The sequence below is a fragment of the Mucilaginibacter limnophilus genome (assembly GCF_004005815.1).
GTDB classification, from domain to species: domain Bacteria; phylum Bacteroidota; class Bacteroidia; order Sphingobacteriales; family Sphingobacteriaceae; genus Mucilaginibacter; species Mucilaginibacter limnophilus.
Genome location: NZ_SACK01000002.1, coordinates 254,248 through 279,147 on the forward strand (window position 1 = coordinate 254,248; position 24,900 = coordinate 279,147).

The 24,900-nt window shown below is 42.3% G+C and carries 27 protein-coding genes; 16 read left to right on the top strand and 11 right to left on the bottom strand.

Annotated elements, in window-relative coordinates; translation table 11 throughout:
- Positions 1-6: 6 nt before the first annotated feature.
- Complete coding sequence (locus EOD41_RS05450; RefSeq protein WP_127703785.1) at positions 7-2,226, top strand: DUF7133 domain-containing protein; 2,220 nt, start codon at positions 7-9, stop codon at positions 2,224-2,226.
- Positions 2,227-2,286: 60 nt separating this feature from the next.
- On the opposite strand, the gene EOD41_RS05455 is transcribed toward EOD41_RS05450, so the two are convergent.
- Positions 2,287-2,679 carry an RNA recognition motif domain-containing protein gene (locus tag EOD41_RS05455; protein WP_127703786.1) on the bottom strand — a complete coding sequence of 131 codons (393 nt, stop codon included), beginning with the start codon at positions 2,677-2,679 and terminating at the stop codon, positions 2,287-2,289.
- A gap of 165 nt (positions 2,680-2,844) precedes the next feature.
- On the bottom strand, positions 2,845-5,013 hold the full coding sequence (locus tag EOD41_RS05460) for a biosynthetic peptidoglycan transglycosylase (RefSeq protein ID WP_240663201.1): 2,169 nt from the start codon (positions 5,011-5,013) through the stop codon (positions 2,845-2,847).
- A gap of 103 nt (positions 5,014-5,116) precedes the next feature.
- On the opposite strand from EOD41_RS05460, the gene EOD41_RS05465 reads away from it, so the two are divergent.
- The 3 genes from EOD41_RS05465 to EOD41_RS05475 all read left to right on the top strand — a co-directional run bounded on the left by EOD41_RS05465 (position 5,117) and on the right by EOD41_RS05475 (position 7,258).
- Positions 5,117-6,205, top strand: coding sequence for an Mrp/NBP35 family ATP-binding protein (locus EOD41_RS05465; protein WP_127703787.1), 1,089 nt, complete (start codon positions 5,117-5,119; stop codon positions 6,203-6,205).
- Between the two features lie 28 nt (positions 6,206-6,233).
- Entirely contained in the window at positions 6,234-6,512 is a 279-nt protein-coding gene (locus EOD41_RS05470; RefSeq protein ID WP_127703788.1) for a NifU family protein, read from the top strand.
- Between the two features lie 113 nt (positions 6,513-6,625).
- Complete coding sequence (locus EOD41_RS05475; RefSeq protein ID WP_127703789.1) at positions 6,626-7,258, top strand: peptidase associated/transthyretin-like domain-containing protein; 633 nt, start codon at positions 6,626-6,628, stop codon at positions 7,256-7,258.
- On the opposite strand, the gene def is transcribed toward EOD41_RS05475, so the two are convergent.
- Positions 7,255-7,827 (bottom strand): peptide deformylase, encoded by a 573-nt coding sequence (def, locus tag EOD41_RS05480; RefSeq protein WP_127703790.1) that lies wholly within the window; start codon positions 7,825-7,827, stop codon positions 7,255-7,257. The genes EOD41_RS05475 and def overlap by 4 nt on opposite strands.
- A gap of 18 nt (positions 7,828-7,845) precedes the next feature.
- Complete coding sequence (locus EOD41_RS05485) at positions 7,846-9,075, bottom strand: M16 family metallopeptidase (RefSeq protein WP_127703791.1); 1,230 nt, start codon at positions 9,073-9,075, stop codon at positions 7,846-7,848.
- 234 nt (positions 9,076-9,309) lie between these two features.
- Between EOD41_RS05485 and hpt the strand changes: the two genes are divergently transcribed.
- Complete coding sequence (hpt, locus tag EOD41_RS05490) at positions 9,310-9,849, top strand: hypoxanthine phosphoribosyltransferase (RefSeq protein ID WP_127703792.1); 540 nt, start codon at positions 9,310-9,312, stop codon at positions 9,847-9,849.
- 92 nt (positions 9,850-9,941) lie between these two features.
- Here hpt and mfd read toward each other — a convergent pair whose 3' ends face one another.
- Positions 9,942-13,292, bottom strand: a complete 3,351-nt coding sequence (gene mfd, locus EOD41_RS05495; RefSeq protein ID WP_127703793.1) for a transcription-repair coupling factor — start codon at positions 13,290-13,292, stop codon at positions 9,942-9,944.
- A gap of 156 nt (positions 13,293-13,448) precedes the next feature.
- Here mfd and EOD41_RS05500 point away from each other — a divergent pair, with 156 nt between their 5' ends.
- The 5 genes from EOD41_RS05500 to EOD41_RS05520 all read left to right on the top strand — a co-directional run bounded on the left by EOD41_RS05500 (position 13,449) and on the right by EOD41_RS05520 (position 15,423).
- Positions 13,449-13,856 carry a DUF4199 domain-containing protein gene (locus EOD41_RS05500; RefSeq protein ID WP_127703794.1) on the top strand — a complete coding sequence of 136 codons (408 nt, stop codon included), beginning with the start codon at positions 13,449-13,451 and terminating at the stop codon, positions 13,854-13,856.
- A complete protein-coding gene (locus EOD41_RS05505) occupies positions 13,828-14,142 on the top strand; it encodes a DUF2752 domain-containing protein (RefSeq protein WP_127703795.1) in 315 nt (104 codons plus the stop codon). Before EOD41_RS05500 ends, EOD41_RS05505 begins: the two co-directional genes overlap by 29 nt.
- Positions 14,143-14,145: 3 nt before the next feature.
- Positions 14,146-14,544: a hypothetical protein gene (locus EOD41_RS05510; RefSeq protein WP_127703796.1), complete on the top strand. Its 399-nt coding sequence runs from the start codon at positions 14,146-14,148 to the stop codon at positions 14,542-14,544.
- A gap of 158 nt (positions 14,545-14,702) precedes the next feature.
- Positions 14,703-15,065 (top strand): TM2 domain-containing protein, encoded by a 363-nt coding sequence (locus tag EOD41_RS05515; protein WP_127703797.1) that lies wholly within the window; start codon positions 14,703-14,705, stop codon positions 15,063-15,065.
- 4 nt (positions 15,066-15,069) lie between these two features.
- Positions 15,070-15,423, top strand: coding sequence for a DUF2905 domain-containing protein (locus EOD41_RS05520; RefSeq protein ID WP_127703798.1), 354 nt, complete (start codon positions 15,070-15,072; stop codon positions 15,421-15,423).
- Between the two features lie 120 nt (positions 15,424-15,543).
- On the opposite strand, the gene EOD41_RS05525 is transcribed toward EOD41_RS05520, so the two are convergent.
- Positions 15,544-16,638, bottom strand: coding sequence for a metallophosphoesterase (locus tag EOD41_RS05525; protein ID WP_127703799.1), 1,095 nt, complete (start codon positions 16,636-16,638; stop codon positions 15,544-15,546).
- Positions 16,639-16,970: 332 nt separating this feature from the next.
- Between EOD41_RS05525 and EOD41_RS05530 the strand changes: the two genes are divergently transcribed.
- Genes EOD41_RS05530 through EOD41_RS05555 form a run of 6 tightly spaced genes read left to right on the top strand, consistent with a single transcriptional unit; the run spans position 16,971 to position 21,371 of the window.
- Complete coding sequence (locus tag EOD41_RS05530; protein ID WP_127703800.1) at positions 16,971-17,399, top strand: hypothetical protein; 429 nt, start codon at positions 16,971-16,973, stop codon at positions 17,397-17,399.
- 13 nt (positions 17,400-17,412) lie between these two features.
- Positions 17,413-18,066, top strand: a complete 654-nt coding sequence (locus EOD41_RS05535) for a hypothetical protein (RefSeq protein WP_127703801.1) — start codon at positions 17,413-17,415, stop codon at positions 18,064-18,066.
- Complete coding sequence (locus tag EOD41_RS05540; RefSeq protein ID WP_127703802.1) at positions 18,030-18,863, top strand: sensor histidine kinase; 834 nt, start codon at positions 18,030-18,032, stop codon at positions 18,861-18,863. Before EOD41_RS05535 ends, EOD41_RS05540 begins: the two co-directional genes overlap by 37 nt.
- Positions 18,829-19,470, top strand: coding sequence for a response regulator transcription factor (locus EOD41_RS05545; RefSeq protein ID WP_127703803.1), 642 nt, complete (start codon positions 18,829-18,831; stop codon positions 19,468-19,470). The genes EOD41_RS05540 and EOD41_RS05545 overlap by 35 nt, the downstream gene beginning before the upstream one ends.
- Before the next feature lie 29 nt (positions 19,471-19,499).
- A complete protein-coding gene (locus tag EOD41_RS05550; RefSeq protein ID WP_127703804.1) occupies positions 19,500-20,570 on the top strand; it encodes a PA0069 family radical SAM protein in 1,071 nt (356 codons plus the stop codon).
- Between the two features lie 57 nt (positions 20,571-20,627).
- Positions 20,628-21,371, top strand: coding sequence for a DUF4184 family protein (locus tag EOD41_RS05555; protein ID WP_127703805.1), 744 nt, complete (start codon positions 20,628-20,630; stop codon positions 21,369-21,371).
- Here EOD41_RS05555 and EOD41_RS05560 read toward each other — a convergent pair.
- The 5 genes from EOD41_RS05560 to EOD41_RS05575 form a co-directional block, all read right to left on the bottom strand.
- The gene (locus EOD41_RS05560) at positions 21,363-21,911 is read right to left on the bottom strand and encodes an RNA 2'-phosphotransferase (protein WP_127703806.1); all 549 of its coding nucleotides are present in this window, start codon (positions 21,909-21,911) and stop codon (positions 21,363-21,365) included. The genes EOD41_RS05555 and EOD41_RS05560 overlap by 9 nt on opposite strands.
- 74 nt (positions 21,912-21,985) lie before the next feature.
- Positions 21,986-22,732 (bottom strand): zinc ribbon domain-containing protein, encoded by a 747-nt coding sequence (locus EOD41_RS05565; protein WP_127703807.1) that lies wholly within the window; start codon positions 22,730-22,732, stop codon positions 21,986-21,988.
- Positions 22,733-22,735: 3 nt separating this feature from the next.
- Positions 22,736-23,833 carry a Nif3-like dinuclear metal center hexameric protein gene (locus tag EOD41_RS05570; protein ID WP_127703808.1) on the bottom strand — a complete coding sequence of 366 codons (1,098 nt, stop codon included), beginning with the start codon at positions 23,831-23,833 and terminating at the stop codon, positions 22,736-22,738.
- 9 nt (positions 23,834-23,842) lie between these two features.
- Positions 23,843-24,052, bottom strand: a complete 210-nt coding sequence (locus EOD41_RS20665) for a hypothetical protein (RefSeq protein WP_164849891.1) — start codon at positions 24,050-24,052, stop codon at positions 23,843-23,845.
- A 176-nt stretch (positions 24,053-24,228) separates the two neighbouring features.
- The gene (locus EOD41_RS05575) at positions 24,229-24,864 is read right to left on the bottom strand and encodes a LutC/YkgG family protein (RefSeq protein WP_127703809.1); all 636 of its coding nucleotides are present in this window, start codon (positions 24,862-24,864) and stop codon (positions 24,229-24,231) included.
- Between the last annotated feature and the right edge of the window lie 36 nt (positions 24,865-24,900).

Here is a 24,900-nt window from a genome sequence, read left to right on the forward strand (position 1 = left end):
TCAGTAATGAAAAAGAAAACCTTATGGTTAACTGGCGTGGTATGCCTGTCATTGTCGGTCTATACCTGTTCGGTATCAAAAAAAACATTGCCGCGCGACGTGTCCGGACGAATAATACTTGACACTACGCCTAACCGCGGGCCATTATCTCCGCAGGAAGCAATAAAAACCATCCATGTACAGCCGGGATACCATCTTGAGCTTGTTGCCAGCGAACCAATGGTACAGGAACCTGTAGCCATAGCATGGGACGGTAACGCGCGATTATATGTTGCCGAACTGAACACCTACATGCAGGACGTTGACGGCACCAATGAAAATAAACCGTGGAGCCGCATTAAACGCCTCGAAGATACCAATGGTGATGGCAAAATGGATAAAGCGACGGTATTTATTGATAGCCTTTTGCTGCCGCGTATGATATTACCTTTGGATAACAGGCTATTGGTAAGTGAAACTTACAGCGCCGATATTTACAGTTATGACGATACCAACGGTGATGGCAAGGCAGATACCAAAAAACTGGTTTACAAAGACCCGGCAACGCAACCTGATACCCGAAACCTTGAGCACCAGCGAAGCGGATTGGTTTGGAACCTTGATAACCGCATATATATTACTGTTGATCCGCTGCGCTATAAATTTAATGGGACCCAACTTATAGCAGAGAAAATGAATGAAGGTCCGGGCGGGCAATGGGGACTGGCAAACGACAATTACGGACGCTTGTATTTTTCATCAGCGGGTGGTGAAACGCCGGCGCTTAACTTCCAACAAAATCCATCATATGGATATTTTAATTTAGATAACCAGATCAATGATGAATTTCAGGCGGTTTGGCCTATTATTACTACGCCTGACGTTCAGGGTGGCGCGCCAAGGCTTCGTCCGGATAGCACACTTAACCATTTTACTGCATGTACAGGGCAGTCAATTTACAGAGGTGATAAGCTACCTGCCGATTTGCAGGGCGACCTGCTTATTTGCGAGCCTGTTGGGCGTTTAATACGCCGTGCTAAAGTCATAAACAATCAGGGAAAAATTTCGCTGGTTAATGCATACAATAAAGAGGAATTCATCGCATCTACTGATATGAATTTTCGTCCGGTTAACACCGTAACCGGTCCTGATGGCTGCTTATATATAGTAGATATGTACCATGGCATAATTCAGGAAGGGAACTGGACACAGGAAGGCAGCTACCTGCGCCCGCAAATAGTAAGTAAGGGGCTTGATAAAAATATAAATCGTGGACGCATCTATCGTTTGGTAGCTGATAATGTTAAGCCCTCAAAGGTTCGTCCGCAATTGCTGAAAGCATCTTCAGCTGAACTGGTAGGTTACCTGTCACATCCTAACGGCTGGTGGAGAGATAATGCTCAAAAGTTTTTGGTGTTGCGTAAAGACAAATCAGTTGTGCCTGCTTTATGGGCACTTGCGCAAAAAGGGCAACCATTGGCACGCATACATGCTTTGTGGACCTTACAGGGAATGGATGCTTTAACCAAGCCCCAGCTTTTTGATGCCTTAAAAGACGCCGATGCTAAGGTGCGCAAAACGGCTGTTTGGATAGCTGAAGACTTTATACAGAATGATGACGCTGATGTGCTGAACAGACTTGATGTATTGCGTAACGATACCGACCCGGAAGTGCGTTTCCAGCTGGCGCTAACCCTTCGGTTTAATAAAACTCAAAAAGCTAAGGATATTATTAATTATTTGGTAAGTAATTATGATAGTAACTCCATATTAGCGCTTTCACAAAAACGCTACGAAAATATGCTGGCTGAACGTGAAGCCTCACGCCTTAAAGCGTTGGCCATGCAGGAAGAAGATCGTAAACTGGTTAACGACGGCGCGACAATATTTAAGCAGTTGTGCGCTACTTGTCACGGCGCTGATGGAAAAGGCATAAATAACGGCGGTAAAGATATGCCTGCACCACCGCTTGCCAATAACAGCGATGTAAACGGCAACCCCGAGAAGCTTATAAAGATACTACTGCACGGCTTAAAAGGCCCGGTTAATGGCAAAACCTATCCGGATGTAATGCCTGCACTTGGATTTAATGATGACAGGTACATTGCTTCAGTGCTGAGTTATGTGCGTACTAATATGGGTAACTCAGCAAAAACAGTAAGACCTGAATGGGTGAAACGTGTTCGTGAGCAAAATGCCGGCCGCACCACCAACTGGACAATGGAAGAGCTTAATAAAGCAAAATAGGAAGGTAGGACGTAAATAAAAAAGGCTTTGGAGTAATCCAAAGCCTTTTTTATTTAAATATTATTTCCAGCGATCGTTTCTGTCGTCACCGCCGCGGCTGTAACCACCACGGTCGCCACCACCACGATTATAACCACCGCCACTGTTGCCGCCACGGTTGTAACCGCCGCCACCGCCACCACGGTTAAAGCCGCCACCACCGCCGGCGGGTTTTTTATTTTCTGCCTGGCTAACAGCAATAGTTCTGCCTTTAACCTCGCTTTTGTTCAATGCGTCAATTGCGGTTTGCGCGCCTTCATCATCAGGCATTTCCACAAAACCAAAGCCTTTGCTGCGGCCGGTCTCCCTGTCAGTAATAATTTTAGCAGAGCTTACCTCGCCGTAAACTTCAAAAAGAGCTTTCAAATCTGCTTCCCCAAGCTGGTAAGGAAGACTTCCTACAAAAATGTTCATTAGTTATTTTAAAAAAGATGAGTGTTAGTTGCCGTACGGTTTTTTTCTCAGGTAAATATATCTATTAATTTCGGTTGTAATATATGGAAATTTATTCCAGTTAATAAAGTTAAATTATTTTTTATCAATTTGTTAACTGCTTTTTGTGCTAATAATGAGAAAGTTTTAAAATAAGCCTCGCTCCCGCAGCTCTTTTCTTCTCTCTTTTTCTCTTCGTTTTTGTTCTTCTTTAGCCTCTTTCTCACGTTGCTTTTTAATCTCGGCGCTGTCAATCTTTTCTTCCTTCTTGGCAGTGCTGTCGCCTTTGCCAAATAAACGCTGGAAGAAATTCAATTGACCTTCCTGATTAACAGGTACTGCGTCGCCACCTTCCTGGTTAAGCAGGCTGTCGGCAAGTGCGGTATCAACAGGAGCTATTTGTCTGCGCAAACCTTCACGCAAACGTACTGTATAAAATCCGTAAGCTGCACTGTCGCGGTCAATCAAACCTTTACCGGCCATTAATCCGCCTATCAGGTTAAAATAGCCATGCAAACGTCGTCTTAAAGTACCATCCGGTTCAAATGCATATAAACCTGCTTTAGGGCTTGGTACAATGCTGGCCAGGTAAATACTTTCGCCCAGCGTAAGCTGCGAAGGATGCTTGCCAAAGTAGAACCTTGACGCTTCGGCAATACCGTAAATGCCACGGCCCCATTCAATTATGTTAAAATACACCTCAAGCATCCGGTTTTTGGTCATTATCCGGTTGTTTTCAATCAGCCAAACAATTAGTATCTCTTCAATTTTGCGCGAAAGGGTTTTATTGCGACTCAGAAAGGCATTTTTCACCAGCTGCATGCTTATGGTACTTCCACCGCGCACAAAGCGTTTTTCCTTGAAGTCGGTTACAATAGATTTGCGTATTGATTCCTCAACAAACCCGCTGTGGCGATAAAACGAAGGGTCTTCCGCCGTCATGATGGCGTTGCGCATATCGGGCGGTATCTGGTCAAGCGGAGTGAAGTCGGGGTTTTCCGGGCCAATTGTATGCGGCGGCATAGGTTTACCAAGCTCATAAGGCACATATACAAAGGTGCTGTTCAGCTTAGACAGGTTGACTTTCCCATACCTGATAATGCGGAAATCATCTTTATCAAGCCTCGAATCGAACTTAAGGTTATCAACATCCTTGCTGTTCATGTAGAAATTGAGCGAGTACTTTAATTTTCCGGCCACTTTCATGCCATCAAGCGATTCAAACATGCCTACAGGGAATGAGTCAAATATATCCTGAGCATTTACCCAACCCGTGTGAATCTTCATTTCATAAATCTTAACCGGATTAAGTGTGTATTTTAAATAAGGGTTCGCTTTAATTTTTTTAAAGTGGATGACTGACGAACTGTCGAGTGTTACATAATTTTCACCTACAAACACATTTGCTTCAATAGCACCATTCGGAATGATAATATCTTTCACAGAAAGCCCCTTGTGATTGATAAGCAGGTTTGTAGCGCCGCAATAAGTATAAATGCGTGTCTCGTCGTTTTCTTTATCAACCTTGGTTAAACGAGTTGTAACTGTATCGGCATTTAGCTTCACCTTGAATCTTTTTTGTATTATAGGCAATTCAAGTTTCTGGCCGCCGCCGGCATACAACTTTACATCGATGTCTTTGTCAGACGCGTGCATTTTGCCCGACATATGCCAGGTAGCCTCGCCGCGGTTAACATCAATGGTTGATGAAAGGTCTCCATCATCAATTATCGCCTTAACAATATTGAAGTTTACTGCAGCAGTATCCTCGGCATAACTAAGGTTAAAGTTTTTCAGGTTAAGGTTTTCAGGAATCTTATACAGTACCTGTTCGATTAGATTGTATGATATGTCGGCAAGATCGAGTTTCGACTTTTTGCTGTTATCTGCCTTTTTCTTTTTGAACAGAAAATCAAAGTTTTTAACCCCTTTTTTATTGGTCAGTTGCAGAAAGCCGTCTTCAAGAGTCACATCTGAAAAAATGATGTCGCCAACAACAAGCGGTGTTAGCTTTACATCAACATCAAGTTTTTTTATCCGCAGCAGGCTGTCGCGACCGTCTGGAACAACAGTAACGTCTTTTAATGAAACCTTGCTGAAGCCTGTAAAGTGTGCCGACCCTATTTTTACATCTAAATTATATTGGTCTTTAGCTTTAATTTTAGCTTTGTAGATAGCTTTTTGCAGCAAAGCTTCGCGTTTTGAGTAAGCGATATAACCACCTATCAGGGCAAAAATAAGTAATACGGCAAGTACAATTCCGGCAATGCGGAAGGATTTATTGGGGCCAGGTCGATGCATCTGTAATTTTTCCAAAAACTATAGTCCGTTCGCTTTTCAAACGCTAAAATGCGGCAAATTATTTCGGTAACAAAACCAAACTAAAGGGGTTTTAATATTTTTGAGGAATTTTTACGAGATGGTATTTACAAAAGAACAAGTTTTACAGGCGCTTAGCCATGTTGAGGAGCCCGACCTGAAAAAAGATCTGGTTACTCTTAACATGATACAGGACATACATATTGAAGGCAACCGGCTTAGCTTTTCGGTGATTTTAACAACACCGGCGTGTCCGCTCAAAGGCCTCATTGAGAATGCCTGCCGCAATGCCATCGCACATTTTATAAGTAAGGATATTGAGGTCAACGTTAACATGACCTCACGTGTTACCTCGCAAAAAAATACCGGCGTACCGGGTGTGAAAAATATTATAGCCGTAGCCTCAGGCAAAGGCGGGGTAGGTAAATCAACCGTTGCGGTTAACCTGGCGCTGGCATTGTCGAAATCGGGCGCCAAAGTGGGTTTGATAGATGCCGATATTTATGGGCCGTCAATTCCTATTATGTTTGGGCTTGAGGGAGCACGCCCTATGGCTACCCAGGAAAACGGTAAAACGCGTATTGAGCCGATAGAAAAATTTGGTATCAAGCTGTTATCTATAGGTTTCTTTACCGATCCAAATCAGCCCGTGCCTTGGCGCGGACCAATGGTGTCAACAGCGGTAAAACAGCTGTTTAATGATGCCGACTGGGGCGAACTTGATTATTTGGTAGTCGACCTGCCGCCGGGAACCGGTGATATACATATCACCATAACACAAACTTTCCCGGTTACTGGGGCAGTGATTGTAACAACACCACAAAATGTTGCCCTTGCAGATGCTAAAAAAGGAATTGGCATGTTTATGATGGATGCCATAAACGTGCCTATACTGGGTGTTATTGAGAATATGGCATACTTTACACCCGCCGAGCTGCCTCAAAACAAGTACTATATTTTCGGGCAGGATGGCGGCAAGAAACTGGCCGCTCAACTGGATGTTCCGTTCTTAGGCGAAGTGCCCCTGGTTAAAAGCATCAGCGAATCAGGAGATGCCGGCGTGCCGTTGGTGCAGCAGGATAATAGCGTAACGGCTAACGCGTTTGTTGATATGGCTCAGCAGGTAGCGCAGCAGGTTTCTATATACAACGCGCGTGGTGTGGTTGATAAAAATGTGGTAAATAATTAGTAATTTTACATACTGTAATTTAATTAAAATGAGTTTATTAGAGCAGGTTGAAACAGCGCTGGATACAATTCGTCCGTATTTGGAGGCTGACGGCGGTAATGTTTCTATAGAGGAAATTACCCCCGATAATGTGGTGAAGCTGAAGTTGCTTGGCTCGTGCGGTTCATGCCCTATGAGCATCATGACACTTAAGGCCGGTATTGAGCAGGCCATTAAAAAAGCTGTGCCCGAGGTTGCCGGTATTGAGGCCATCAATTTAACCGATATTGACGACCCGAACGCGGTGCTTCCCGAAAATTTGAGATAATTGTTAAGTATTGTTAAACTATTGCCGAAGTAACATAAAGCGAATATTTTTGACAGGATTTTAAACCATTTGAGCTGTAAAGAGTAATATAATAAAGAGAGCTGAAGACCCGAATGAAGTATTTGATTGGTATATTATTTTTGATGATAACCACTGCAGGGTTTGCCCAGCAGAAAGAGCAGCCATTGGTGCAATTTTCTGGTATTACCTATAACGCCGATAGCGTAGGTACCATAGTGCCATATGTAAGCATTACCAACCTTAGCCAAAGCAAGGCTGTTAACACATCAAACTATAAGGGTTACTTTTCATTTGTAGCGCACGAGCAGGATAGCATCCGCTTTTCATCAGTAGGTTTTGCGCCGGTAACTATTGTTATACCTGCAAACGTTAATAAAAGCTATACGGTTAAAATCACCCTTAAACCACAGATCATCAACCTGCCGGTGTTCCATATTTTCCCCTGGGCTACTACCGATGAGTTTAAAAAGGATTTTCTGGCAATGAAAGTTGCCGATGATGATTTGGAAGTTGCCCGCAAAAACGTTAGCCGTACATCATTACTGGCTATGCAAAACACTCTTGCGCGCGACGCGCGCGAAATACAATCGGCTAACGGGCAAGCTATGCATATGCGTATGGTTAACCAAAACTCGGTACAACCTAATCCGTTGTTGAACCCGCTTGCCTGGGGCAGCCTAATCAGGCAGATATCTGCAGGCGATAAAGCCCGCGGAACAGATTAACGTCCTTTTTTAGCGTCAGGGAAACGCATTTTATAATCCACTTTTACCGATCCCTTTGAAATATCGCTAAGCTTTTTTTGTATAAGCCTTTTGCGTAACGGACTTAATTTATCAGTAAACAGTTTGCCTTCAATATGATCGTACTCGTGCTGTATAACACGTGCCGCCATGCCTGAGATGGTTTCCTCGTGATGTTTCCAGTCGACATCGTAGTATGATATCTTAACGGTTGGCTTGCGGTATACGTCTTCCCTTATTTCAGGAATGCTAAGGCAGCCTTCGTTAAATCCCCACTCCTCACCGGTTTCTTCCAGTATCTGGGCATTTATAAAAGCCCTTTTGAAGTTAGCCAGTTCGGGTTCTTCATCATCAAAAACAGAGCAATCAACCACAAACAAACGCATTGAAAGTCCTATCTGCGGAGCGGCCAAACCCACACCATGAGCGCCATACATGGTTTCAAACATGTCTTCAACCAGTTGCTTTATATGCGGATATTCATCCGGAACAATCGGGGTAGCTTTTTTTCTCAGAACAGGGTCGCCGTAGGCAATTATAGGATATTTCATTCTGCAAAAATAAGGCTTTTATTGGTTAGGCTCAAACTGCAATGTCATAAGCCGGTTATTATCAAATATTTCGTTGCTTATCTCCAGCACCTGTTGGGCAGTAACGGCGTTTATTTTGGCGAAGACTTCTTCAATACTGTCGGCATAATTAAAATCGAGCAGGCTTTTGGCCATCGATATAATTACTCCCATACGGTTCTCTTCAGCAAGGGCAATCTGTCCGTTAAATTTCTGCTTTGCCTGGTGCAGTTGTATTGTGCCAAGCTTTTGTTCGCGCAGTTTTTTTAGTTCTTTATGAACTAACCGGGTGGCTTTATCGGCCTTTTCGGCATCGGTGCCAAAGTAAACAGAGAAAATGCCGGTATCAGTTAGTGGCGTATAATTTGATTCGATGGTATAGGCGATGCCATGCTTTTCACGGATCTCCAGATTCAAGCGGCTGCTCATACCCATCCCGCCTAAAATATTGTTCACCAGCAATAAACCGCTTTTATGAGGATGGTTTGACGGGTAAGCCTGGGTGCCAATAACGCAGTGGGTTTGAGTTATCGGGCGCTCTGTTTTCAGGAGTTCGCCGTTATTTGCCGATGGTTTAACCCGGTTCTTTTTTGAATGATTTGGAGATAGTTGTCCAAAATATTTTTCGCACAGCTTTATGATCTTTTTAAAATCATAATTACCCGACACGGCGAACACCATTTCATCAGTAGCATAATTTGCTTTTATAAATCGGTGGATATCATGAACCGACAAATTTTCGACAGATTCAGGCGTACCCAAAATATTGTTGCCAAGCGTATGGCCCTTAAATAGAATGCCTTCAAAGTCATCCTGTATGGCTTCTTCGGGCTGATCGAGATATGAGGCGATCTCGTCCAGTATCACACCGCGTTCTTTTTCCAGTTCCTCATCTGGAAAAGTAGAATGGAACAGGATGTCCTCAAACAAGTCGATGGCACGCTCAAGGTGCTCCTGTAAAAATGACGCGTGTATGCAGGTGTATTCTTTAGTTGTATAAGCGTTTAAATCGGCGCCTACCAGCTCAAGCCGGTTAAGTATTTGATTGGTGTTGCGCTTTTCGGTTTCTTTAAACAACAGGTGCTCAATAAAATGTGCCAGGCCGTCTTTGCCGGGCTCTTCGTCGCGCGCGCCGCCGTTTAGTACAAAGCAGCAATGTGTAACAGTAAACGGGGCATGCTTAAAAAGCACCCTGATGCCGTTATGTAAAGTATGAAGTTGATAATCCATTAAGAGCGACAAAGATAGTGTTTTATGAAGTTGTAACCGGTTAACTGAAGGCCACAACACCGTAGTTTCCGTTATTTGATGATAAACCGGGGAATTAAAGCGATTATATTAGCAGTAAATTCTATTTATCTGAATATATTTTGACTGATTTGTACTACTTTAGCTTCATTATTTCCGGAGGAATCAAATTTATTACTTTACAGATTTCCGGAGACTTACCACTTAGCGAGATATATGAAAATTACTGTAGCCGGTCTTGAGTTTGAGCCTTTTATAGCATCTGATGAAATTCAAAAACGTGTGCGTGTTATTGGCGAACAACTAAATGTTGATTACAAGCATACCGTACCGGTAATTGTAGGCGTGCTCAATGGCAGTTTTATTTTTATTGCCGACCTGATAAAACACGTTACCATACCCTGCGAAGTCACTTTCACCAAGCTTGCATCATACTACGGCGGCCTTTCAAGCAGCAAAAAAATACGCGATGATATTGACCTGAGTGTTGATATTGAAGGTCGCGACGTAATTTTAATTGAAGATATTGTTGAAAGCGGTAATACGCTACATTACTTGCTTGATAAACTTTCGGTACGTAAACCGGCTTCAATTGCTGTTTGCTCACTTCTGTTAAAACCGGCTGCATTAGGAAGCACCAAAATCCCCGAACTTAAATATGTAGGCTTTGAAATAGCCAACGATTACGTTATAGGCTATGGGCTCGATTACCAGGAACTTGGCAGGAATTTGAAAGAGATTTATAGGAAAGTGTAATAGTCCTTTGATGCTGAAATTGATTCAGCATCTCTCTTGCATAGCAATTACTCATCCTGAGGGATCCCGAAACAAGTTCAGGATGACTATGACTAAACAGTTACCCCTGCCATTTCACTCAACAATTCCACCGCCTCGTCAATACTATTTACAGCCTCAATACTAATACGTAGCGTATTTTTCACCTCTTTCAAATTAGTGCGCCTGGGGTTGCTTTGAACAAAACTTAATACCTGCCTGAAAGCCGGCGTTTCAAAATATGGCGATTGCTGGTTGCTTATAAAGTAGCCGCGCAGTACATTCTTTTTAAGTGATATTTTCTCAAAGCCGATAGTCTTTCCAAGCCATTGTAGGCGAACGGTGTTCAGCATGTCTTTTACCTGCGGGGGTATTGGGCCAAACCTATCCTGCAACTGTTCTTCGAAAGCTACAAGCTCTGTTTCATTTTCGAGTTTTGACAACTCAGTATATAAGTTATATCTTTCCGAAAGACTGGTTACATACTCATTCGGGATAAGTATCTCAAGGTCGGTATCTATTTGGGTAAATGATATAAACGGACGTGGTTTATCCTCGGGAAACACTTCTTTAAATTCGTCGTCCTTCAGTTCCTGTATGGCTTCGTCGAGTATTTTGTGGTACATCTCGAAACCTATTTCGGCAATAAAACCGCTTTGTTCGGCGCCAAGCAGGTTACCGCTGCCGCGTATGTCAAGGTCGCGCATGGCCACGTTAAAACCGCTGCCAAGGTCGCTAAACTCCTCGATGGCGCTCAGGCGTTTACGCGCCTCGTTGGTTAGTGTTGAAAGCGGCGGACTCAGCAAATAACAATACGCCTTTTTATTGCTTCGTCCTACACGTCCACGCATCTGGTGCAAATCGCTCAGGCCAAACATGTGGGCGTGGTTAATAATGATGGTATTGGCGTTAGGTATATCAAGTCCCGCTTCGATAATGGTGGTGGCCACCAGTACATCATATTCAGCGTTCACAAACTTCAACATTACATCTTCCAGCGCGTCGCCTTCTAACTGACCGTGAGCTATACCTACACGGGCTTTGGGTGCAAGCTTGTGTATCAGCGCGCCAAGCTGCGGCAAATCGGCTACGCGGTTATGAATAAAAAACAACTGTCCACCGCGGTCAAGTTCAAACTCAACGGCATCTTTTATCAGTGTATCATTAAACACATGCAGTTCAGTAACTACCGGCTGGCGGTTTGGCGGTGGTGTAGAAATGATGGACAAGTCGCGCGCGCCCATTAACGAGAAATGCAGGGTGCGTGGTATAGGCGTAGCGGTCAACGTAAGCGTGTCCACATTGGCACGCATTTGTTTAAGCTTTTCTTTAGTGCCTACGCCGAACTTTTGCTCCTCGTCAATAATCATCAAGCCAAGGTCTTTAAATTTAACATCCTTGCTTACTAAGCGATGGGTGCCAATAATGATATCTACCTTGCCTTGTTTAAGATTTTCAAGCGTTTCCTTAATTTGTTTCGGGCTTTTGAAGCGATTAACATAATCGATGTTGCAAGGAAAACCTTTTAGCCTGTCGGAAAATGTCTTGTAATGCTGTGCCGCGAGGATGGTTGTTGGTACCAGTATGGCTACCTGTTTGCTATCGGCAACGGCCTTAAACGCCGCACGTACGGCAACTTCAGTTTTACCAAAGCCCACGTCGCCACAAATCAGCCTGTCCATAGGGTGCGGCGATTCCATGTCACGTTTAAAGTCGATGGTCGCCTTTTCCTGGTCGGGCGTGTCCTCGTATAAAAAGGAAGCTTCGAGCTCGGTTTGCAAGTAGCTATCAGGAGAGAAAGCATTACCCGTTTGCGACTTGCGTACAGCATACAGCTTTATCAAATCGCGGGCTATGTCTTTAACTTTTTTTTTTGTTGTTTTCTTCAGACGCTCCCAGGTATCGGTACCAAGCTTATTCATCTTGGGTACGGTTCCCTCTTTGCCGCTGTATTTTGATATGCGGTTAAGCGAGTTGATATTCACATACAGCAGGTCGTTATCCGCATATATCAGCCGGATCATTTCCTGCATTTTACCCGACACTTCAACTTTTTCAAGTCCGGCATATTTACCAATACCATGGTCAATATGGGTTACAAAATCACCAGGTTTAAGTTCGCGTAAGTCTTTTAAGGTAATAGCTTGCGAGCGCTGGTAACCCTTCTTGGTTTTATACTTGTAATAACGGTCAAATATCTGGTGATCGGTATAGCAGGCAATTTTCTGCTCACGGTCAACAAAGCCTTCGCGCAGGGCAATTGGTATTGGCGTAAACTTTACCGTTTTATCCAAATCATCCAAAATGGCATACAGGCGCTCAATTTGCTTTGACGAATCGGTAACAATATAGTTCTCTATCTTTTCAGCGTCGTTGTTTTTGAAATTATGTATCAGCAGGCTGAAATCTTTATTGAACGATGGCTGCGGACGCATATCAAAGTTTACCTGCGCGGTATTCTGGTAAAAGAACTGCTTACCAAATTCTGCCACCGGGAAATCATGCAGCTGGTCGGCAATCATTTTTTCGTCGGTAAAAGCGTATTTGGGGTCAATCCATTCAGGATTTTGCTGCTTATCTTCAGCCGACAATGCTTTCCACAGCTGGTTAGCTTTTTTGTGCCCGGTTTGAATAATATCAAGTGTAAATTGTATATCCTTTATCCAAACCTGTGTGCCCTGCTCCACATATTCAAGCAGCGAAATGTTGTTTTCTGTCAAGAATTTCGACTGTACATTAGGTACAATAGTGATGCTTTTTACCTGCTCTTCCGACAGTTGGCTTTCTATCTCGAACGTGCGGATAGATTCTATATAATCACCGAAAAATTCTACCCGGTAAGGAAGGTTGTGGGAGAATGAAAAGATATCCACTATGCCGCCGCGTACCGAAAATTGCCCCGGTTCGTATACAAAATCAACCCTTTCAAAATCGTACTCAACCAAAAAGTCGGCAATGAAATCAATGCTCAGGCTGTTGCCTACTGAAATTTCGAGAGTATTTTTTTCAAGCGATGAGCGGTCGATCACCTTTTCGGCAATCGCTTCAGGGTAAGTTACTATCAGCTTACCATATTCCGACGAGTGGTTAAGCTCGTTCAATACCTCGGCGCGCGCCAGCACATTGCTGCTGTCGGGCTGGGTAAATTCAAATGGCTTGCGGTATGATGACGGGAAAAGCAGCACATCTTTTCCGGTGAGGTTTTCCAGATCGGCCTGAAAATAAGCGGCTTCTTCGCGTTCGGGCAGTATAAACAACATGTGTTTATGCTGTAAAAAATACAATGCTACCGCCATGGCCGCATCGCCTGATCCGACTAAACCCCGTAGCTGAACACGTGGATTTTTACCTGCATTTAAAGCCGAAGCCAATGCCTTTACCCGTTCGTCAGCTTTATATCGTTCTAAAATATCACGAATATCCAAACTGTTGCAAATATAAGTTAAAACGTCCTTTTTTACCTATGTTAAGGCAAATATTGACACTGCGTTCAAACAAAAACCGTGCATAAATCCTTTTATTGATACAAACGCCAAACGGTATTGTGTTTGGCTTTAACCTGACTTTAATACTTGTAAAAAATGAAAAACGCATTATTATCCGGTATAGTAATCGGAATTTTTAGCGGCCTTTGGCTGTTTATTATGCATAAAGCGGGGTATGATCTTAACCAATCAAAAGTATCCCCTTTTGAATATATCTCCGTACTGATACCCATTATCGGGTTGCTTATCGCTATTAAAGATTATCGCGATAATTATCTTGGCGGGGAAATGAGCTTTCTGGAAGCGTTAGTACAAAGTTTCAAAATACTGATATTTGGTGGTATCCTTTCCATTTTTGCTGCTATAGTATACATTAACTGGGTATACGAGGGTAATAATTTTGAGGATTTCTCGGGCCGCATGTTCGGCGCGCTGCTTGTTGGCGTATTAAGCGCATTAGGCGTATCTTTACTATATGCCAACAAGTCGAACAAATTGGATTAAAGCCTTCTTTTCAAAATACTTCGAACTGATATTTTGGATAGCTGCTATCGTCGCGCTGGCAGTTACCGATCCGGCAACTGACGGGCATTTTAATCTTTGTCCGTTAAAAATGGCCGGTATCACCTGGTGCCCGGGCTGCGGCCTGGGCCATTCAATTGCCTGGCTTTTCAAAGGCGATATTTCCCGCTCGTTTCACGCACATTGGTTTGGCATACCGGCTTCGCTCATTATCTGCTGGCGGATAATTTCGTTATTAAAGAAAAAATCTGCATACTCCAAACTTTAAAAAATGACCATTGAAGATTTACATGATAAGTTGAATGAACTTAACATAAAGCCTGAACAATATTATTTGAATGGGATTTATGGCGCGGCAACCGACGATTATAAGATCGCATTAAGAATAAAAGAATTGTTCTTTTTAAAACTATACTATGTTTATTATAAGGAACGAGGTGTTATAGCATCAGAAAAAATTATGCTTGACAAGCATGAAGCCTACTCGTATTTTTTATCACAATTTATAAGTCGTAAAATTTACGAAAGAAAGATTGATGTAAGTGTTTTGAAGGATATTACAACTGATGAGGCATTAACTTTAACGGACTTAAGGGATATTTATGAGAAGTCTATGAAAGGTGATAAAATTTTAGCGGATGTTATTGTAAAGTATTTCAAAAGTCGGTGAATTGAACAAACTTTATAAGCTAATTTCACCGTTAAAACTACCGCGCTTACCGACTTGTTTAATCTGCCTGCCAGTTTTACGTTGCCTGGTTTTGGTTGCTGCTGTACCTTTATATCATAATTAAAACACAAACAACTAATACACTAAAACTTAAAGCCATGTACGGATACAACGAACCATATTACGCCTTCTCAGGCATCACACCAGAAGAAGTTGCGTTTTTACAACAGGCAACCGCCGAGCTTGACGAAAACCAAAAAAACAGGTTTTTCGCTATCTACTCAACCAAACGCAAGAATCCGCAGGACATCTTGTTGGTAAGCTTGCTGGGTTTTGTAGGCTTCGCGGGTATCCACAGGTTTATGCTTAACCAGATAGGCATGGGTTTACTATACTTTTTCACCGCCGGGTTGTGCTTCATCGGTACAATTGTTGACCTGGTGAACCATAAAAATCTCGCAAACGAGTACAACAAGCAAATGGCATACGAAAGTTTCCACATTGCTAAAATGTACCAATAAATATATGCCGCTTAACAGCGAAACAGGAAAATATATCATTATAGCCGGGGCGGTAATACTGCTTGCCGGCTTGCTTGTTTATTTTTGGGGCGATAAACTTAACTGGCTGGGGCATTTGCCCGGCGATATCAGAATTGAACGGGAGAATTTAAGGTTTTATTTTCTGAAGCGCATAAAATGTATGTGCTTCAAGGAGATTATAATCTTCAGGAAACTTATGGCCAATTTGACTCTCAAGCTCCGCGATACCATCATTGTTTGCAGTGCTATCAATGGCCCTCCAGTTGCGCCATTCTTAAAGGTTATCCTGGTCTGGATCGGTCATTGCAGGATCAATATCACTTGGTACTTTATTTAAGTCAAGCTTAGCCAGTATTCAGGTGTTTATTTACGATTTTAGTTATATAACGTTATCTTTCATAATGTACTTATGGTGTTATACTTTACAATCATAATTAAAAGGCGTAATATTACTTAATCATGCCAAATTAGCCAGCGTTTCCAGCTTTGCTTCTTCCAATACAAAGCGTTCACTTTCATTTCTACTGTTATACTCCCATTTTGTCAGCCTGATACAACTGCCCTCTATCTCGATACCTGTAATGTCGCCATCGTTAAAACAGCAGCAGCCGGTATTAAAATACGTAGGCACATAAACGTTAAAGTCGGGAATCATATCGCCTTTATTCTGCCGAAAGTTTATCTGTGTTTGCAGCTCGTTCATCTTTTCAATATCATTGTCTTTCTTGGCCCTCATTAATTCGGCATACAACTTTTCTAAATGTGTAAGCGATGCAAATACCGGCTGGTGTGTATGTCCGGTTATCAGCACCACATCCTTCTTCTTAGCACTCCATTCATACATTATGCGGTTATGATCTGTCTTCAGCATTTCGTTGTTAGCCGGGGTATTGATGTTCAGTTCAAGAAACGCTTGCAGCGGCGCCCATATATTTGACACAAACCACTTGCTGAACCAGTTACCATCACTTTGCAAATCGCCCTGATGGCCATGTGTCATAAATATAAACAGTGGCTTATTATTGATCACCGTTTGCAGCACAACACCTTCATGTACCTTTATTGCTTCACCATAAATTTGCAGTAAGCTAACTGCAGCCAGCGGGTCATTATCCCAATACAGATCGTGGTTACCGAAAACTTTGATAAATGCTTTGCGTTGCAAAAAAAGCTTTTCCTTTTCAAACGTTTCTTTATTGTGCCTTTTTACCGTTATAAACAGATTCTCCCAAAGCTCTTCGCTGTCGCCAAGATTAACATATGTAAAGCCTTCTTTATAATAGTGATCAAGCGCGGTGAGATAATTCTTTTCAGACAAGGCGAATATATCCGAATGATCACGTGCGCCTTTGTGAAGATCTGAAAAGATTACAAATTTATCGTGATGCGCATCAAACGGTATCAGTAACCCACGCTTTGGTGGATTACCTGTGATATTTTTATACAGTTTGTTAAGCGCCGCGTTAACCCGCCTTTTATCAGGGCGCGACGAATATTTGTCGGCCAACCGGGCTACAGGTTTTCGTAATAAGCGTTGCAGAAACTTTCGCATCAATCAGATTAATGCAGGTGGGCGGATATTGTTTTTAGAGCCGGGGCAAAAAATAATCCCCTGCACTATTTGTGCAGGGGACCGATCTTTATATTAAGCAGAAAATACCCCTATTTTTATATGATACGAACCGGCATGCTGTAACGTACCATATTTCTGCCACTACAAATATCAGCCAACATCAGTTTGAAAAAAATACCCATAACACGGTATTTTTCAGATCATAACCTCCTAAAAATACCGTGAAAACACTGTGCAATGAAAAGTGATTTGCTTACTACATTTATACCCTGATAATTTAAACTATTCACTAAACACAATTTCAAAAAACTATGGCAAGTACTAACAAAGGTTATCCGGGAGTAACCAAGGCACAACTGGAAAAACTGGTAGCTAATTATCGCCGATCAATTAAAAAAACACGTAAGGGCAGCCTGCAGCCAATTGACCATGACGCGAAAAGGGACTCTAATAGCGTGTGGTTTTCAAGGGCATCTGTTGAAGAACTTTTCAAGGCAAATAATGCCGACGGCTTACGCGTATATTTTGCTGTGCATGATAATGAAACCATGGCCACCGAATATGATGATATGCTTACCGTTATATTGGTTGCAACCAAAAATAATGGAAGGGGCAAAGATGAAGATCAAATATTTGATAAAGAAGACACAAACGAAAAAGCGCTTACCGGTACCGATCCAATTGGGGGTGGTAGTGGCCTAAATCATGGCAAAATATGCCCTCCGGCTAATTGCCCATAATTATATTTACTGAATGCTTGAATACCTATACTTTATCATTGAACTGCTGGCGTTGTTAACGCTGGCAGTTCAATACAAAAAGCTTGAAAAAACACAGTACATTTATTTTTTACCTTATTTGTTGCTGATCGTTTGTTACGAGGCAGGTTCAATTTACAACCTATTTAATGTTAACGGCAGCAACGAGTGGATAACAAATGTTATTATAACCATTGAGTTTTTGTTTTACAGCTGCTTCCTGGTAAATGTTTTAAATCAGAAACTACGCCGAAGACTGTTTACCATAGTGGCAGTTACCTTTTTATTTACTGTTATTGATGTTGCATTTATTCAGGGTTTTTGGAAACTGGCTACCATAGCCATTTTATTACAGTACATTGTGCTGATCACACTGGTTTGTATGTTCTTTTACCAGCTAATGAACCAAGCCGGTGAGCAGTTAACACTCATACGTTTGCCGAATTTTTGGGTAAATACCGGCCTGCTGTTCTTCTGCCTGGCCGAATTCCTCTTTTTTGCCGCCTTTACTTACATGACGGCCAGTAAAAACTACCATTATTACCTGCTTTGGTACATCATATCAAATGTGGCCAATTTAATTTTGTATTCTTGTTTATCCATATCATTCTTATGTTTCAGCAAGAGCAGGAAGTTATTTCACTCATAATTGCAGGCACCATAATGCTGCTGCTGCTGGGCATATTTATAATAGGCTTTCTCTTCTTTTATCAAAAAAAACACAATTCATATATTTCTGAAAAAGCGCAGATTCAATCACAATTCGATCAGGAACTGTTAAAAGCGCAAATAGAGATTCAGGAGCAAACGCTTAGCCATATAAGTCGCGAGATACATGATAATATAGGCCAGGTGCTTTCATTTGTAAAGCTGTCGCTTGCCTCGGCCAAAACAATGGACGAGAAAAAGAATCATGAAAAAATTGATGAAACGCGCGAGTTAATATCACAGGCCATTACCGATTTACGTGATCTTTCGAAAAGTCTTAGTTACGAACGTATTAAAATGATAGGCTTGCCGGAAGCGATTAAAGCCGAGGTTGACCGTGTGACAAAAAGCGGCTTACTTAATACTACATTATATGTTAGCGAAGAGCATTATCCGCTCGGTGTTCAGCGCGAACTGGTGTTGTTTAGGATATTTCAGGAGGCGTTAAACAATACGCTTAAGTATGCACATGCACGTAATTTGCACATCAGTTTGAATTATACTGCCAATTTATTTACTTTGACTATTGAAGATGACGGAAAAGGTTTTTCGGTTGCTGATAAGATGAATGAGCATAGCGGCGCAGGACTGAAAAACATGGAGAACAGGGCGGCACTTATCGGCGGTTCGGCCATAATTAACAGCGAGCTGGGCAAGGGCTGCAACATTAAAATTTCATTGAACCCCATAGCCCAAAATAACTATGCTGACGGAACCAATCAAAATAGCGCTGGTTGACGATCACCGCCTGTTCAGAAGCGGCATTGTTTCCCTTATAAGCAACTTTAAAGGATATTCCATATTGTTCGAGGCATCAGACGGTGAAGACCTTATCCGCAAGATATCGCCCAAGAACAAGCCTGATATTATATTGCTTGACATTAATATGCCCGGTATGGATGGTATATCAACCGCGCAGTGGCTGCGCAATAACTACCCGGAAGTATGCGTGATTGTGCTGTCAATGTTTGAGGATGCCGAAAAGGTACTGGCCATGGTGCGCATTGGCGTTAAAGGTTATTTACTTAAGGATGCCGAGCCGCAGGAGTTTGAGAACGCCCTTAAACGCGTTGCCGGCGGCGAAGTATATTACCCTGAATTTGTTACCCGCCACCTGATAAACAGCTTTAACGAAAGTACTCCCGACATTAAACTTAATGGCCGTGAACTGGAGTTTTTACGCCTTGCCGGTACCGAACTTACTTACAAAGAAATAGCCGACCAGATGTGTGTAAGCGCCCGCACTGTTGATGGTTACCGCGATCAGCTTTTTGAAAAGCTGCAAATAAAAAGCCGTGTTGGCCTTGTGCTTTACGCCATAAAAAATAAAATGATAGAATTGTAATTTGCTAAAAATATTAGCAAATTTGCTTCATGTCACATGAAGATAACAGTGAGTTTTTTAAAGGCCGCGGAGCGCAGGTAAACGTCCACAATAAGTTTCTTAAGAAAAAATACGTGCTTGAGCATGTAGAAGGGCTTGATGAGCCCTTGCTTGAAAATACGGCTACACAGATATACGAAGAGTCGCCTAAGAAGATAGTCAGCGAATCAAACAGTCCCGACCTGAGCCACATGCACTCTATTAACCCTTACCAGGGTTGCGAGCATGGCTGCATATACTGTTATGCCCGAAATAGTCATGAGTACTATGGCTTTAGCGCCGGGCTCGATTTTGAGCGCAAGATCATTGTAAAACGTAATGCGCCCGAACTGCTTGAACAATACTTTAATAAGAAGAATTACGAGCCTGTTTGCATTGTGCTAAGTGGCAATACCGATTGCTATCAACCCATCGAACGCCGATTAAAAATAACCCGGCGACTGCTTGAAGTCTTTCTTAAATATCGTAATCCGGTTAGCTTTATCACCAAGAACAACCTTATTTTAAGGGATACAGACATACTAGGCGAAATGGCCAAGATGAACCTGGTGCATGTAAACGTTTCCATTACTTCGTTACGTGAAGATATACGGCAAAAGCTTGAGCCACGCACTGTAACCGCATCCGGCAGGCTGGCTGTGATTCAAAAATTGTCGCAGATAAATGTACCGGTGCGCGTAATGGCAGCACCCATTATACCCGGACTTAACAGCAACGAGGTGCCCGACATTATCAAAGCCGCAGCCGACAAAGGTGCGGTATCAGCCGGATTTACCATTGTACGGCTCAATGGCGCCATAGCCGAAATATTTACCGATTGGGTATACAAAGCCTTCCCTGACAGGGCCGAAAAGATACTGAACATGATAAAGGCCTGCCATAACGGTAGTTTAAACGACAGCGACTTTGGCCGCCGCATGAGCGGTGATGGCAAGATTGCCGAGTCAATTCACCAGATGTTTAGTATGGCGTGCAACCGCTTCATGGCAGGCCGCGAAATGCCGCCGTTTGATTACAGTCACTTTATTCCAAAGGGAGGCAGGCAAACGAGTTTGTTTTGAGTTTCATAGTAAGCTTAAAGTTGGAATGTAATAAGGTTTGCTTATTTTGGTATTACTATGCCTTTTACACCCGCGCATGCTGCCATTGTTTTGCCCTTAAATTATCTACCACGAAAGTATGTGTCGATATCTGCTTTGGTGGTTGGCAGCATGGTGCCTGATTTCGAATATTTCATCAGAATGCGGCCGGTTAGCATCTACAGCCATACCCTTAACGGTTTGTTTTGGTTTGACGTGCCTTTAGGCTTTTTATTATTGATATTGTTTGATCGATTTGTCAGGAATATCCTAATTGATAACTTACCAATCTTTTTAAACTCACGGTTAGTACGATACAAGCATATTCATACAGTAAAACCATCATTATTGCGATTATTTATAATAGCCAGTTGCTTGCTAATCGGAGCCATGTCGCATTTGTTTTGGGATGCCTTTACGCATGTAAGCGGTTATTTTGTAACTGAAAGTTTATTATCTAATATAACTCATATTGCAGGGCATACAGTTCCAATGTTTAAGATACTGCAGCATACAAGCACACTTCTTGGGTTTGTAATAATAGGCTATGCCATAATGCAACTACCTATGGAAGCTGTTATTGTTAAAAAGCGCATTATATCCTTCTGGATAACTATAACTGGCACTGCTATTTTAACGGTTATCATACGTTTGATAACCGGTTTAAGTTTTACTGACTATGGCAGTGTTATAGTTTCATTTATTACAGGAGGTTTACTTGATCTATTGATTGTCGGTATTTACTTACGCGGAACTTTAAATTATGAAGGCAAATCAAATTAATTCCAGGTAAGTAGCAGGCACATTATCTATCAACCATACTCCGTTTTCTGACAAGTAAAAAGCATAGCCATCAACATGCATTTGCCCGGCGGCTACTTTAAATACTTTTGGCTTGCCATGTCGGCCGCCTACAGCAATGGCTATTTGTATGTCGCTGCCAAGATGAACATGTTGACGCTCGCGTTTTTCAAGTCCGGTAGCTAAAATTGAGTCAACGGCATTTGAGCCGGTACCATGGTAAAGATATTCAGGAGGTACAGCAGCAAACAATCCAAGATCAATATCAACGGAATGCCCCTGGTTAGCACGAATCATGGTTTTATCATTATTGTATGCAAAGCGCTTTTTTGAATTAGTATTCACAATGTAATCCAGCACAGCAGCATCAAGGCTATGGCCATTAGCGTTCACTTTTTCAATAAGTTGTGCTGTAACGGCCCAACCATTTGCATCAAGCTCAAGTCCGATGAATTCAGGATGGTGGCGCAGCACAAAGCTCAAAAACTTACTTTTGACTTTGGCTTCTTTATCAGTTATCATGTTTATTTAAGATTTAAGTAAACAAAAAAAGCGCCTTGCGGGCGCTTTTCGTGGTGTATATTTTTTTATAACAATTAGGCTGTAGTTTCTGCTTCCAGTGCCATTTGCTCGTCAACCAATATACGGCCGCAATGCTCGCAAACGATAATTTTTTTACGCTGGCGAATGTCGCTCTGGCGTTGTGGTGGAATTTGGTTAAAGCAACCTGAACATGAGTCACGCTGAATGGTTACTACGGCCAACCCATTTTTAGCGTTTTTGCGTAAACGGTTATAAGCTGTTAATAAACGCTCTTCAACACCAGCCGAAGCTTTTTCAGACTGCTCAGTTAGCTCGTTTTCTTCTTTTTCAGTTTCAGCGGTAATAGTACCTAACTCCGCTTTCTTAGCGTCAAGATCAGCACGGCGTGCTTCCAGATCAGCTAAAGCTTTTTCGTAAACCTGAGTTTTGTTAGCTATCTCAAAACCGTACTCACGAATCTTTTTCTCGCTAACCTGTATATCAAGCCCTTGTATCTCTATCTCTTTAGAAATAGCATCGTACTCACGGTTGTTCTTTACATCATTAAGCTGGGCTTCATATTTTTTTATGTTAGCCTGTGCTTCTTTTATCAAGTTTTTACGGGTAACAATATCATCCTCGATATCGTCAAGCTCGCTTTTCAGTTTTTGAATGCGGGTTTCCAAACCGGCAACGTCATCCTCAAGGTCGGCAACCTCTACAGGAAGCTCTCCACGTACCTGACGTATCTTATCTATTTTAGTGTGTATGGTTTGTAATTCGTATAAAGCTTTCAGCTTTTGTTCAACGGTTTGTTCCATTTTTTAAATGTAATATTTTACCGGGTTTGTATTAATCGTTGTTAAACGGACGGCAAAGGTAGCAAATTTTTTTCGTATTATTTCAAACAATAATTGCTGCGTAAATTGCTCACTTTCAAAATGTCCAATATCGGCAATCACTATTTTTCCTTCAGCGTCGAAAAACTCGTGATACTTATAATCAGCAGTCACAAAAACATCGGCCCCGGCAGCTATGGCCTGTTTCAGTAAAAAGCCTCCCGCGCCTCCGCAAACCGCTACTTTTTTAACGCTTTTTCCACGCAGTTCGGTATGCCTGATAGCGCCAGTGCGCATTTTTTCTTTTATGTGTTGAAGAAAAGCTTTTTCATCAAGCGGTGTTTCCAGTTCGCCTATCATGCCCGAGCCTACCTGCTGATGGCGGTTGGTAAGCGTATACAAGTCGTAAGCAACTTCTTCATAGGGGTGTGCCATAATCAGGGCAACCAATATTTTGCTTTCCAGATTGGCAGGATATACAGTTTCAATTCGTACCTCGTTTTCATGATGTCGCTTGCCGGGTTCGCCAACGTATGGGTCTGTGCCTTCATCACCTTTAAAGGTACCTGTACCTTGAAGTATGAAACTACATTCACTGTAGTTGCCAATATGACCAGCTCCTGCCTCAAATAGGGCATTCTGTACTTTTTCTGCGTCGGTAACAGGCGCATAAGTAACCAGTTTTTTCAGCAAGCCGTTTTTAGGTGAAAGTATGCGGGTATTTTTTAAGCCAAGTGTTTCGCAAATCTTTGAATTTACACCGCCCATTACATTATCAAGGTTGGTATGAATGGCATAGATGGCAATATCATGTTTGATGGCTTTTTCAACCACGCGCTCAACATAGCTGCGACCATTAAACCTCTTCAATCCGCGGAATACTATAGGGTGATGTGAAATTATCACTTGGCAGCCGGTTGCAATGGCCTCGTCAACCACAGCTTCAGTACAATCGAGCGAAATGAGCGCCTGCTCTACTTCTTTATCCGGCCTGCCTACAATAAGTCCGGCATTATCATAATCTTCCTGGTAGGCTAAAGGGGCAAGGCTTTCAAGATAATCGGTAAGCAGCGATAGTTTCATATGCCGAAGTTAGTCAATCCACCGCCAAATTCGCATCAGCAAAAAATAATTAGGTTGATAAGTAGCAGCGTAGTAAGCAAATTGACAAAGTATCTTTTTCAGGCATGCCATTAATACTTGGAAAGATAGTCTTTTAAAGATGATTTTAATGGTTACCAACAGAATACCTGTTGGATAAGGTATTACCTTTTGCTGACTGTCGTGACTGGGTTTTACCATGCTTTGATACAACAACCGCTTAAATTGTAAATGATAATTATCCAATTGTATTGTGGGCTCATGAGGTCTCTGGAAGCGTTCAAAAGGTCTTCCAGGATTTTAATGAGTTAATTGTTAGTATTGAGGTTGTATCTACAATAATAATTACTTAGCGGATTAACCTGTAATAAAAGTACTTACCCATCCAACAAGAATACAAACAGTTCTTTTGGCCCGTGCGCGCCCAAAACCAGCATCTTTTCAATATCTGCGGTACGGCTTGGCCCGGTTACGGTACTAATCATTGAGGGCAGATTGTTGCCGTATTTTTGCCTGATCAGTTTAAAACCGTCTTTTATGTCCATCACCAGTTGTGAAGTATAGGCTAATACAATATGTACAGGCGGATATATGCTCAACCTGCGCCCGGCATCGGCGTTTGACAGCATGATGCTGCCGTTTCGTGCAATCAGCGCTTCGCATAAAGTAAAGCCAACCTGGGCTTGATCAAAGTTTTTATCTGTTTCAAAGTATGGATACTCGTATTGTTGAAGTATTTGCTGCAAAGCAGGTTCCCAGCAGTATATTTTATGCCATTTGCGCTCTTCGGCAAGGGTTAGCAGGTTCTCAATAAACTGCACCTCATCCTCACAAAAAACAAATTGACCGGCCGCCGCTGTAAACTGTTCGGCAAATACTACCTCAGGCAATTCATCAGTAGGCGGATACAAAGGCTGTTCTTCAAGATGCGGATATGGGTTATCACGCTTTTCAAGCAATGCCTTGCGTATTTTTTTAAGCAGTTTTTCTTTAGATGTAGTGATGTCCTTCATTGCAAAAAATAAAGCCACCCGCTTTTTGCGAATGGC